The organism is Sphingobium sp. UBA5915 (assembly GCF_002431195.1).
Lineage (GTDB): Bacteria > Pseudomonadota > Alphaproteobacteria > Sphingomonadales > Sphingomonadaceae > Sphingobium > Sphingobium soli.
The window spans coordinates 1-11,928 of sequence record NZ_DJDV01000111.1; the positions used below are offsets into that span (position 1 = coordinate 1).

At 65.1% G+C, this 11,928-nt stretch carries 11 protein-coding genes; 3 read left to right on the plus strand and 8 right to left on the minus strand.

Going from position 1 to position 11,928, the window contains the following annotated elements; genetic code table 11:
- From B2V90_RS19680 to B2V90_RS19695, 4 genes are all read right to left on the minus strand, one after another.
- A partial coding sequence (locus B2V90_RS19680) for a PepSY-associated TM helix domain-containing protein (RefSeq protein WP_349681225.1) occupies positions 1–1,329 on the minus strand: 1,329 nt, incomplete at its 3' end.
- Positions 1,326–1,628, minus strand: a complete 303-nt coding sequence (locus B2V90_RS19685; RefSeq protein ID WP_228221929.1) for a ketohydroxyglutarate aldolase — start codon at positions 1,626–1,628, stop codon at positions 1,326–1,328. The genes B2V90_RS19685 and B2V90_RS19680, both read right to left, overlap by 4 nt.
- Positions 1,629–1,797: 169 nt before the next feature.
- A complete protein-coding gene (locus B2V90_RS19690) occupies positions 1,798–2,430 on the minus strand; it encodes a 2-dehydro-3-deoxy-6-phosphogalactonate aldolase (protein WP_228221928.1) in 633 nt (210 codons plus the stop codon).
- On the minus strand, positions 2,427–3,293 hold the full coding sequence (locus B2V90_RS19695; protein ID WP_293922912.1) for a 2-dehydro-3-deoxygalactonokinase: 867 nt from the start codon (positions 3,291–3,293) through the stop codon (positions 2,427–2,429). The genes B2V90_RS19690 and B2V90_RS19695 overlap by 4 nt, the downstream gene beginning before the upstream one ends.
- Positions 3,294–3,432: 139 nt before the next feature.
- Here B2V90_RS19695 and B2V90_RS19700 point away from each other — a divergent pair, with 139 nt between their 5' ends.
- Together B2V90_RS19700 and B2V90_RS19705 are read left to right on the plus strand one after the other, a co-directional pair.
- Positions 3,433–4,104 (plus strand): DUF4197 domain-containing protein, encoded by a 672-nt coding sequence (locus B2V90_RS19700; RefSeq protein WP_009823531.1) that lies wholly within the window; start codon positions 3,433–3,435, stop codon positions 4,102–4,104.
- 38 nt (positions 4,105–4,142) lie between these two features.
- On the plus strand, positions 4,143–4,406 hold the full coding sequence (locus B2V90_RS19705; protein ID WP_009823532.1) for a hypothetical protein: 264 nt from the start codon (positions 4,143–4,145) through the stop codon (positions 4,404–4,406).
- A gap of 59 nt (positions 4,407–4,465) precedes the next feature.
- On the opposite strand, the gene B2V90_RS19710 is transcribed toward B2V90_RS19705, so the two are convergent.
- Complete coding sequence (locus B2V90_RS19710) at positions 4,466–4,708, minus strand: hypothetical protein (RefSeq protein WP_228221926.1); 243 nt, start codon at positions 4,706–4,708, stop codon at positions 4,466–4,468.
- 251 nt (positions 4,709–4,959) lie between these two features.
- Positions 4,960–6,012 carry a Leu/Phe/Val dehydrogenase gene (locus B2V90_RS19715; RefSeq protein ID WP_228221993.1) on the minus strand — a complete coding sequence of 351 codons (1,053 nt, stop codon included), beginning with the start codon at positions 6,010–6,012 and terminating at the stop codon, positions 4,960–4,962.
- Positions 6,013–6,141: 129 nt separating this feature from the next.
- On the opposite strand from B2V90_RS19715, the gene B2V90_RS19720 reads away from it, so the two are divergent.
- On the plus strand, positions 6,142–6,603 hold the full coding sequence (locus B2V90_RS19720) for an Lrp/AsnC family transcriptional regulator (protein WP_009823535.1): 462 nt from the start codon (positions 6,142–6,144) through the stop codon (positions 6,601–6,603).
- A 23-nt stretch (positions 6,604–6,626) separates the two neighbouring features.
- Here the strand turns inward: B2V90_RS19720 and B2V90_RS19725 are convergent, their stop codons facing one another.
- Positions 6,627–8,459 carry a gamma-glutamyltransferase family protein gene (locus tag B2V90_RS19725; RefSeq protein ID WP_228221925.1) on the minus strand — a complete coding sequence of 611 codons (1,833 nt, stop codon included), beginning with the start codon at positions 8,457–8,459 and terminating at the stop codon, positions 6,627–6,629.
- Positions 8,459–11,881: a TonB-dependent receptor gene (locus tag B2V90_RS19730; RefSeq protein ID WP_228221924.1), complete on the minus strand. Its 3,423-nt coding sequence runs from the start codon at positions 11,879–11,881 to the stop codon at positions 8,459–8,461. The genes B2V90_RS19725 and B2V90_RS19730 overlap by 1 nt, the downstream gene beginning before the upstream one ends.
- Between the last annotated feature and the right edge of the window lie 47 nt (positions 11,882–11,928).

The following is an 11,928-nucleotide window of genomic DNA, read 5'->3' on the forward strand; positions in this document are numbered from 1 at the left end:
GCCGAGCAATAGCGGCCAGCCGATCGTGGGCCGCAGCAAGAGTCCGGCGAGCACCACGGCCCCGGCGGTCCAGAGCGCGGCCGAAACCTCGGCCTGCGCGCGCGCGGCCATGTCGAGCGGCAACAGCCGGTTGGCGATCAGGAATGCCACCGCTCCAATCGGCACGCCGGTCAGCACGCCGACGTTGAGCCGTTCCAGCATATGATTGCCAATCGACAAAGGCGCGCGTTCACGGCGCTTGACTGTCCAAAGGACCATGCCGGTTGCGATCGCCATGGTCAGCATCGCGCCGCCCAGAAAATAAAGCCAGCGCGTCACGTCGGGAGCGAAGCGCGCCATGTGCAGGCCATAGACGGTCTGATAGGCGCGCACGCCTGCGCGCTGTTCGGTCCAGGCCTTGAGCATCTGGCCGGTCGCTCCGTCGAAACTGACCTCACCAGACATATAGCCGATGGACTGTGCGTCCGATGGATAAACGACCACCACCGCCCCCGTGTCGCCGGGGTTGAAGACATAGACTCGGCCGATCGGCGCGCCACCAAACTGGCGCTGCGCGGTCGCCAGCATCGGCGCGATAGGCGCGAGCGGCGCCTTTTCACCGGTGGCCGCGCGGGTGACGGAGCCGGGCGCAAGGTCGCTGTACATGGTTGTGACGTCCGCGCCATAGCCCGCCGCGATTCCCCAGGGCAGGTTGACCGATGCCAGTGTCACCAATCCGGTGAAGGTGATCATGATGTGAAAGGGCAGGGCAAGAACGCCGAGCGCATTATGCCCGTCTAGCCAACTGCGCTGGCCCTTGGCCGGGCGGAAGGTGAAGATATCCTTGAAAATGCGTTTGTGTGCGATGATGCCCGTCACCAGCGCGACCAGCATCATCATGGCCGCGAGCGAGGCAAGCAGCCGTCCCCACGGGTAGGGCAGCTCCAATTCGAAATGGAGCCGGTAGAAAAATTCGCCGCCCAGCGTTTCACGCGCGACTGGCGCCCCGCTGACGGGATCGAGCGCGCGGGTCACATAGGCGCCGTAGCTGTCATAGGTCGCCTGCACCGCATTTTGGTGGGCGTCGGGGGCGGTCAGATACCAGCCGGCCGAACCATGCGTATTCTCATCGAGCCAGCGGGTCGCAGCGACGATCGCGTCCGCTGGCGCGGCGATAGCGGTCGTTTCGGGCCGCATCCAGCGGCCAATCTCGGCCTTGAACACGGTCAACGTGCCCGTGAGGCACATGAGGAACAGCACATGGCCCAGCAGCAGCCCGGTCCAACCGTGCAGCCAGGTCATGCATTGGCGCGCGCCATCGCGCAGGGCAGCAGGCGCCGATCCTCTCATGCCGGTTGCCCCGCGGCCCACGCACCGATCGCCAGCAATCCCGCGACACCCGCGACGCCCCCCAGCGCGCGCCATGGCCCGGACGCCAGAAACGCCCAGATGGTGACGGCAGGGGCCACCAGATAGGCGATCATCGTGGCGACGGTCACGGCCTCAACCCGGCTCATGGGCAGGGTTCGCGCCAGCAAGGCCGCCGTCAGCGCCATCACCAGATAGGCCCCCAAAGTCCCGGCCAGCACGCGCAGTGCGACATTGCCGCGATAGCGCCACCCTATTGACCGCCGCGCGCCCGTTGTCATTGGCGCTCGCTTCCGCCCAGCGCCGTCAGCGGGCGCGGATGACCCTGAAGATGGCCAGAGAAACGATGCATGATGGTCCTTCGAGCAAATTGCGTGATCGCTCGATAGGAAATCACCACATGCGAGTCAATCGCATTAGCAGATCTGGCAAGGGTTTCGGGCGTGCATGTCAGTCCGTCGCGGCCTTCCACCCCTGGATGAACGCCTGTGCCGCCTCGCGCACCTGCGCGGCAGTCCCACCTGGCTTGTAGAGAGCAGATCCCAGGCCAAAGCCGTCGGCACCAGCAGCGACCCATGGCCCCATATTGCCGGGATTGATGCCGCCCACCGCCAGGACCGGCAGTTCCTTGGGCAGCACGGCGCGCTGCGCCTTCAAGACGGTGGGCGTAGCGGCCTCGGCGGGAAAGAGTTTGAGCGCGCTCGCTCCGGCCTGCACCGCCGCGAAGGCTTCAGTCGGGGTGAAATAGCCGGGCATGGAAATGAGCCCCGCCTCCGCACTGCGGGCGATCACCGACAGGTTGCTGTTGGGCGAGATGATAAGCTGTCCGCCGGCCTGCTGCACCGCGTCCACCTGATCGGGGGTCAGCACCGTCCCCGCGCCGACCAGCGCCTTGCCCTCCAGCCGACGCGCCAGCCGCCCGATGCTGCCCAGCGGATCGGGCGAGTTCATCGGCACCTCTATCAAGGTGAAGCCCGCCTCCACCAGCGCGTCGCCGATCGGTTCAACCTCGTCCGGACGAACGCCGCGCAGGATGGCGACCAGCGGGCAGCGGGCGAAAGCGGTCGTGAAATCGAGGCTCATGTCAGATTCTCCCAAAGGCGGGTGGCGCCGGCGATGAAGGCGGCCTGGCTGTCGATCCGCACCGCCTGACCGCCCAATTGCACGATCGCGCTGGCATAGAGCGCGCCCAGCGCCGCGTCGGCAAGCAGATGCACCCGTTGCCCGGTGGCATAAGCGGCGCAGTCCGCGCCGATCAGCAGGCCGCTGACATAGGCGGCGGCGTCGGCGCGCGCGCGCAAGCCAAGCAGGCTGGCCGGGCGCACGCCGAACAGCGAGGCCAGCAGATCGCCGCGCGCACCATCGCGCACGCCGTCGGCAAAGGCGTCGCCTGCGCTGATTTCGCCCGTCATCTCCTGCCCGATCAGCGCATGCTTCTTGAGCAGCGCAAACATCTCGCCAGTCATGGCGGTCACGAACCGAGCGATCGCACCATCTGTCATCCACGCCCATTTGCAATGCGTACCCGGCTGGCACAGCAGGGCGTCGGACGGAGCCAGATCCGCGCAGATCGCGCCCAGCAACTGCACTTCTTCGCCCCGCATCACATCGCCGCGTCCTTGCGCGACGTGAGATACGCCAGGAACGATGTGCACGCCGTCCATCGGCGTGATCATGGCAGCGGAAATCTGCGCCAGCGTGGCGGGCGTCGCCACATAGCCCGCGTCCATCCATCCGCGATTGGACCCGATCATGCCCGCTAGCAGCATCGGTGCGTCGCCAAGACACGCGCGCAATCGCGCCACTTCCTGTTCAAAGCCGCCTGACGGGACGGCGGTCACGCCCAGTGCGTCCTGCAAGCTGTCAATGACCTGGCCTTCGCGGATGCGATAGGCGCGCCGGTTGGTGGTTCCCCAATCGACTGCAATGAAGTCCTGTTGCCCCATATTGTCCGAGTATATCGCGCATATGGATTTGGCAACCGCGCCGCCTGCGCGCAACGCGAAGCATCATGCGGCGTTCATGCGTTCAGCCTGCGTCAAAGCCGCCAGGTTCATCGGTAGGGCGTACTGAGGGAGACACATCATGCAGCCGACCCATATGCGTTCCAACCGGCGCAGCCTCATTGCAGCGCTGGCATTGCTTCCGCTCGCCGCCTGCGCGACGCCGATGGGCCGCTACACTGTCGAACAGGCGGTGCGTCGCCTGTTGCAGTTGTCGAGCGAGCGCGCCTTTGCGCGGCTGACCGAACCGGGTGGTTTCTACGATAATCAACTGACGCGCATCAGCCCGCCCGATCTGGGTGGCGGAAAGGGCGGCGCGGTTCTGTCCGCTTTGCTGCGCACCAATGCCGTCCGCAATCGGGTAGCGATGGCGCTGAATGATGTGGCGGTCGATCTTGCCGACAATGCCGCGCCGATCGTCATGGACGCCGTGCAGCGGATGACCCTGGCCGACGCGGTATCGGTGCTGCGCGGCGGCCCGACTGCGGCGAGCGACCTGCTCGCCCGGGAAACGCGCGGAGCTGTGGTCGATGCGCTGATCCCCGGCGCATCGCGCGCGCTCCGGTCGGATATGTTCGAAATGCTTTCGGCCGCACTGTCCGCCAGCGGCGGGCGGGACTATGCTGCGATGGCGACCAATGTCTCCAATCAGATCGGCGACGCGATTTTCCGTGCGATCGGACAGGAAGAGGCGGAAATCCGCCGCGATCCGCGCGCTACTGGCGATCCTGTGCTGATCGCCCTGCTCGGTTAGGCCTTGATTTCGCGCGCGCGCCGTGGTGACGCATTGCTATGGAACAGAAATTTCCCGGCGTCGCGTCTATCCCCTGGGATCAACCCGCGACCATGATCGACCTGGACGGTAAGCCGCCGCTGATCGGCACGATCCGCGATTGCGCGGTGCATTTCGGCTTATATAAGCCAGCCGCCCGCGCGCAGGCGCGCATAGTGCTGACCCAGCCCGTCCACCGCGAAGGCCGCAAGACGCGGACCTGGCTGCTTGAGCCCGATGAGATCGAGGCTCTGGCCGAGCGGTTGAAGCGCGAAACCAACTAGACTTGGCCAACAGGCCCGGCTTTGCGGCATATCCGCCGCGCCGGGCCCGCTCCTTCGGCTCAACGCTGGGCCAGTTGCATGCTGGACTTGCGGCTGATCGTCAGTCCGGCCTCGGCCCATTCCGCCTTGGTGCGGCATTCGGTGCGCGGCACCATGGAGCCAGCAGGCGTTTCGCGGAAGCAATAAGTGTCGGACTGTTCGTCATAGCTGACCTTGGAGCGGCCAAAATTGCCTTCAGGCTGCGCCAGAGCGGGGGTGGCGACGAAAGTGGCGGCGACGGTGGCGAGAATGATGGTCTTCATGATGTGGTTCCTTCCCTGACTGTGTCACGGTCCCTCGTGGATCGTGCCATCATCATTGCAGGGGGTGTGCCAGTTTCATGAAAAGCTCAGATTTGCAGGGTTTTTCAGACTGACGGCTCATGCCATCATGTGCAAATCCCTATCATCGAGGATTAATTGCCACGAGTTGGTAAAGTCCGCGAGCCGTGTGAATGGTGGCACAACGAAGCCCGGCGCGCGCCCTTGCACCGGGCACGCGCCGGGACCGTTTATCAGGCGGCTTTTTCCGCTGCGCCGGCAATGACCGCTTCGGCCATTTCATCGGCCACCACCGCCGGCGATCGCCCTTCGCGGGCGGCCTGCTCCAAGATGCGAGCAACGCGCGGGCCGATGCGGGCGACGCGGGTGCGCACGCTTGCTTCGTCCTCGCCCAGATATTCGGCAGACACGCTGATGATGCCGCCGGCATTGACGACATAGTCGGGGGCGTAGACGATGCCGCGCGCCAGCAGGGCGTCGGCGACGTCCGGCGTCGCAAGCTGGTTGTTGGCCGCGCCGCAGACCAGCTGCGCCTTCATCGCTGCAACGCTGTCCTGCGTCAGCGCGCCGCCAAGGGCGCAGGGCGCGAAGATGTCGGCCTCCACCGCGGCGATATCCGCCACATCGACCACGCGCGCGCCCAGTTCGTCGGCCAGCGCGCGGCAGCGCTGCGCGTCAATGTCGGCGATCACGAGTTTGGCGCCGGCCTCGGCCAATTGGCGACACAGGCTCGCGCCGACATTGCCGACGCCCTGCACTGCCACGGTGAGCGCATCAAGGTCCGCCTTCAGCGCCAATTGCGCGGCCATGCGCATGGAATCGAACACGCCGAGCGCCGTCCAGGGGGACGGATCGCCGCCCGCCATGTCCTGCGCCGGGTGCAGGCCCGCGACATGGCGCGTCATGGTCGACACCTGCTCCATATCCGCCACGCTGGTGCCCACGTCCTCCGCCGTTACATAGAGCCCCTCAAGCGCCTCGACGGCCTTGCCAAAGGCCTGGAACAGGGCAACGCGATCGAAATCGCCTTCAGGGTAGCGCAGCACCGCCTTCGCTCCGCCCAGCGGCAGTTCCGCCATCGCGTTCTTGTAGCTCATGCCCTTGGCCAGGCGGCAGGCATCCTGCGTCGCCGCCTCGATATCGGGATAGCGCCAGAAGCGGCAGCCGCCCGCGCCCGGGCCAAGCGCTGTCGAATGAATGGCGATCACCCCGTCAAGGCCGCTGGCCGCGTCGCGCAGGCGCACGGTCCGCATCGTCTGGCTGGGGGAAGGGGCGTGATCGACCATCATATTCTCCTCTGGGGCATTTGCGGGCCGGCTTATGAACGCAGACATGCGAAGAGTCTTGCTCGAAATCGGATTGGCGCGGTGTTATTCGGGATGATCTATCCCGCATGTGCCGCTAGAGCGGAAAACATGATCGAACTCGACCCATTTGAGCGCAAGATTCTTCGCGAACTGCAACGCGATGCCAGCCTGACGACGGCGCAGATCGCCGAACGGGTGGGGCTGACGCCTTCGCCCTGCTGGCGCAGGATCGACCGGCTGGAACGCGAAGGGCTAATCCGCAAGCGCGTTGCGCTGCTCGACCGGCGCAAGGTCGGCCTCAACGCGCAAATTTTCGCGCAGGTGAAGCTCAATGCCCATGGCCGCGCCAATCTGGACGAATTCAGCAAAACCATCGGTGCCTTTCCCGAAGTGCTCGACGCCTATGTGTTGATGGGCACGATGGATTTCATGCTGCGCATCGTCACGCAGGACATCGACGCCTATGAACGCTTCTTCTTCGAACAGTTGAGCAAATTGCCGGGCGTTCAGGAAATTCATTCGACCGTCGCCCTGTCGGAGATCAAGTCCACCAACGAACTGCCGATCTGACCGTGCCCCCTCTTTCAATCGGATCAATATCCCACTGAATAGCCCATGCGGCGGGGATCGCTGCCGCCCATGCGCGCGCCGGACGCATCGACCAGCACGCCCTGGATGCTGCCAATGGCGTAAGGGCTGACCATGTCCAGCCTGTGTCCCATGGCGGCCAGCGCCTGCGTGATGGCCGGGTCGAAGCGGCTTTCCATCTGCACGCTGATCGCTGCTCCCGCTTTGTAAAAGCTGGGTTCGGCATGCAGTGCGAAGCGCGGCGCTTCGATCGCCTGCTGGATCGGCATGGCCCGGTCGATGACATTCACCAGAAACTGGAATTGCGTCTGGCCGATCGTCTCGCCGCCGGGCGTGCCGCACACAAGTTTGAGCCGCCCCTTGTCCAGCACGATGACAGGACCATTGCCCAGCAACGCCCGCTTGCCAGGCGCAGCGCGATTGGGATGGCCGTCATAGGGCGCGGTCGATCCGATGCGCAGGCCGTTGTTGCACAGCAGGCCCGTGTCGCCCATCACGACGGAAGTGCCAAAGCCGCCACCGACCGTCGTCGTGACTGCGATTGCATTGCCATCGGCATCCACCACCGACAGGCTGGTCGTATCCCCGCCCCGCGAGCGCGTGTCCGCCATCGCCAACAGGGGTGGAACGCCCACCTGCGCAATGTCCGCGCCTTGAGGAAAGGCGATGGCGCGGGCGCGATCGATAATCGATCGACGCTGGGCGGCGAAATCCTTGGACAGCAGGCGATCGACCGGCACCGTGACGAAGCGCGGGTCGCCGGCATAACGATAGACGTCCGCCTTGGTCACCTTGATCGCCTCGATCAGCCAGTGCGTCAGCAGCGGGTCGGTCGCATCGAGCGCTGAAAGATCCCATCCTTCGACGATATTGAGCTGTTCGCACAATTCTAGGCCCGTGCGCGATGTAAGCGGGCTGCAATAGACGTCTAGCCCGCGATAGCGGGTCGATACCGGCGCTTCCCAGATCGGCTTGTAGGCCGCCATGTCCGCCATGCGCAGCCAGCCACCATTGGCCGCTGAAAAGCGGGTCATGTCCTGTGCCACCGGCCCGGTATAGAAATGGTCATAGGCGGCTTGCAGCGCCGTGTCGCGATCCGCGCCGCCTTGCAGCGCGCGGGTTTCTGCGTCGGCCAGGCTTTGTAACGTGCGCGCGAGAGGCAGGTTCTTGAACAGGGCGCGCGGGGCAGGGGGTTTGCCACCGGGCAGGAAGATCGCGGCGCTGGTCGGATAGCGGGCGAGCACCGCCTGCTGCCGGCCGATGAACATCGCGATGGACGCATCGAGTGGATGACCATCGCGGGCATAGCCGATCGCCGGCTCCAGCAGCGTCTTGAGCGGCAATCGCCCGAACCGGCGCGCGAGCGCGATCCAGCCGCCAAAGGCGCCGGGCACCGTCACTGCCTTGTGGCCGCTGTCCAGTTCCGCCGGATCGATGGCCGGATCGAACAGAGCAGGCGCGCCGCCGGTGAAGGCGAGCGAATGGACCTGTCCCGTCTTGCGGTCGAGGCAGGTGGCAAAACCATTGCCCGCCGCGCTCGACGCCCAAGGTTCCACGACATTCATCACCGCCATTGCCGCGACCGCCGCATCGGCCGCGCTGCCGCCCTGCAACAACATCCGTGTTCCCGCCATCGCGGCAAGGGGATGCCCGGCGGCGACGCCGCCATGGGGCATGGGCACTTCGACGCGGTGGGCGCGGACCGTGGCCGGCGCGCTGCGCGGGGCATCGGGCGCGCGCATGCCTGATTGCGCCAGCGTGGCCATGGGCAGGCCGACCGCCGCGCTGGCGAGGCCCGCCGCGATCAACTCGCGGCGGGCAAGGCCCTTGTCCTGCATCAGAAGCTCTTCTTGATGCTGGTATACCAGTAACGCGCCTGCGGCTGGTAGAGGCTGGACAGATAGCCGGTCGATGCCAGCGGCGGGTTCTTGTCGAAGATGTTGCGCGCGCCGATGGTGATCGCCGTGCCCTTCATCATGCCCTGGTCGAACTTGTAGGTGGCGTAGAGATTGACCGTGGTCTGGCCCTTGACCACGAAATTATTCCCAGCCGCGTCGAACACGCCATTTTGATAGACGTCCGAAATGAACTGGGTAAAGGCGCCGATCCGCACCGGGCCATAGTCCCAGGTCAGATTGCCCGATATGCGCCAGCGCGGCTGGCCGTCGCGCTTCACCACGTCGCCCCCGCCCGACACCGGCACGGCGGCGTTGATCGTTCCGTCCGCCTGTCCGTCGATGACGGCCTGGACGGCCGCCGGGGCATCGACCTGATATTTGATCAGTCGCGCGGCATTGACGTTCAGGCTGAAATTGCCAAACGAACCCGTGTTGACCCGGTAGTCCAGATTGAAGTCGATGCCATCCACCTGGATCGGCAACAGGTTCTGGAATGGCGCGGTGACATAGAGCAGCTCGCCCACGGGCGCGAGGCCCGTGCCAGCGACCAGCGCGATATCGTCCGCCGTGGGATCGCGCCGGACGACCGCCGGATTACTGCTGCCCTGCACGCGCAGCAGATAGTCGAGGTTCAGCGCATTCTGGTAATCGAGCAGGCCCACGACCCCTTTCTGCTTGATCCGCCACCGGTCGACGGTGAAGGTCACCTGGCCCAGCCCGTCAGGCAGAGGCGGCTGAAGCACGGCGCCGAAATTCCAGCTGGTCGATTCCTCGGGCTTCAGGTCCGGATTACCGCCTGACCGCCGCAACACCGATACGTTGCGCGCGCATTGGGAAAAGCTGCCGATGCGGCCGGCGCGCAGGTCCGCTTCGCACAAGATATATTCGATGCCGCCATTCACCCGGTCGAGCGTCGCGGTATTGAGCACTTCCAGATTGGGGGCGCGAAAGCCCTGCGACCAGGAGCCGCGCAAGCGGAACCCCTGCAGCAGGTCCCAGCTTGCCGCGACCTTTGGCTTGGCGACGTCGCCGACATCGCTGTAGCGTTCATATCGGCCCGCGACCTGAATGTCGAAGGAGCGGATCATCGGGATTTCCATCTCCGGACTGACCAGCGGGAGCGCAAGTTCGGCATAGGCGGACCAGACCTTGCGGCTGCCCGACACATCGGGACTGGGGCTGGCCCCCATCAGGTCCGATCCGTAGAAAATGCCGGTCACAGCATCAGTATAGGTGATGTCGACGCCGGCGACGCCGCCCTGGCGCGGATCGCGATTGTCGCGGTAGGTTTCGCGGCGGAACTCGACGCCGCTGGCGATGCCGATGCTGTTGCCGCCCCACAGGTCGAGCAGGTTGGCGTTGGATATCTTGAGATCCCATAGCGCCAGCGAGGTCTTGTTGCGCCGGGTCGACTGGATACGGAAACTGTCCACGACCGCTTCGTCATTGGGGGTGCAATCGCCCACTGCCGGCGTATCGACACACCCGCCGTTGAAGGGATTATAGGCGTCGGGCGTGGTCTTGTTGATCGCGGCCTGCAACAATGTGCTGGACGTGCCGTCCATCACGTCCTTGACGGTCGCCCAGGTGTAAAGGCCGGCCGTTTCCCAGTTCCAGTCGCCAAAACTGCCGCGCAGGCCGCCCAAGAACCGATATTGGTAATTGGTGACGTTCACGCGCTTCTGGCCCGCGTCGACATAGTTGAGGCTGCGGATCGTGACCGGCAGTCCTTCGTCGGGCACGCCGACCAGGCCGGGCAAGCGGTTGGGATTGGCCGATCCGTCGGCCAGCAAGGTCGGGCCAAGCGGGTTCCAATAGGCGTCGGCGGCCACCGTGATCGGGATATTGCCCAGCGACCCACCGCTGCCGATGATGGCGTCGGTCTTGCCCCGGTAGAAACCCAGTTCGCCGAAGAAATCGAGATTGTCGGTCAGTTCGTAATTGATGAAGCTGAACAGGTTGATGCGTTTGACGGACGGCTGGGTGGTCAGGTCCGGGAATGTCTGATTGGCGTCGTAGCGCAGGTTGGAATCCACCGTCGCCATCTGCGTCGTGCCGCTGGCATCGTCCCAGCACATGCCCGGCGTCGTGGCCGCAACCTGGCACCCGGGATTGGTCGCCGGCTGGATGTGAAACTGCTGCGACGCGTTGGTCAGTGCGACGCCATTGCTGGTGATGATGCCCGATCCGGTCGCCTGGAACGTGCCCCAGGGCGTACTGGTCGATGTGCCGTTGAACGCGGCATTGCCTTCGAACGCCGTGCCAACGACATAGGGTCGCCGGTCCAGATTGGCGGTATAGTCCTGATCGCTTAAGTAAAGTTTCGATTTCTGGGCATAGCCGCCAAAGAGCGAGATGTTGCCGCGTCCGCCGCCAAAATTGAACCCGACCAGTCCGTTGACCGTGAATTCGCGCAGGTTGGTGCCTTCGGCCGCGCCATATTGCGCGTCGAACGTGGCGCCGGTGAAATTGGATTTCAGCACATTGTTGACGACGCCCGCGACCGCGTCGGACCCATAAAGCGCCGCCGCGCCGTCGCGCAGCACTTCGACCCGCTCGATCGCGCCCACCGGAATGGTGTTGGCGTTGAAGCCAAAGGTCGGCACGCCGGAATCGACCACGCCAGTGATGGCCTGCGATGTGGGGTGCAACACCGTGCGGCGGCCATTGATCAGCAGCAGCGTGTTGCCCTGGCCCAGGCCCCGCAATGATACGGTCGACACGTCGCCGCGCGCCGCATTACCCGATCCACCGCCCAGCACCTGTTCGTTGAAGGTGACGCCGCCCAGCTGCGGGATGGAGCGGAAAAGATCGCCGCCAGACACGGCGGCGACGGCATCGACTTGTTCCTGGCCGACGACGCTGACCGGCAGCGCGCCGGTGGTCTTCGCGCCCCTGATCTGCGTGCCGACGACGACGATCTCCGCCCCGTCATTGCCCTGTGGTTCGGCGGGCAGCGGCGCGGGCGCGGCGTCCGACATCGTGCCTGCCACCTGCATTTGCGCAAAAGCGATGGGGCGTTGTGCCGCATTGTCACCGCGCAGCGCCGACAAATTCCTGTCGCGCAGCGTCACCACGTCATTGCGGTCGGACGCGATGACCAGATCGGTCCCGCGAATGATGCGCTTGAGCGCCTGACGTGCGTCATAGGCGCCTTGCAGGCGCGGCGTCCGCGTGCCGCGCAGTTTCTTTGACGGCGCGATGATCTGCAATCCGCTTTGCAGGGCAAAGGATGGCAGCACGTCGGCCGCGCGGCCTTCGGGCAAATCGAAATTGCGTTGCTGCGCCATAGCCGTGCCGGCGCCGAGCGCCAGCGCGCTCGCCCCGCCCAGAATCATGGCCGTCCATTTCAATCTGGTCATGTCTTTGCTTCCCCCTCATGACGCGCCATGGGTGCGCGCCTTCCCCC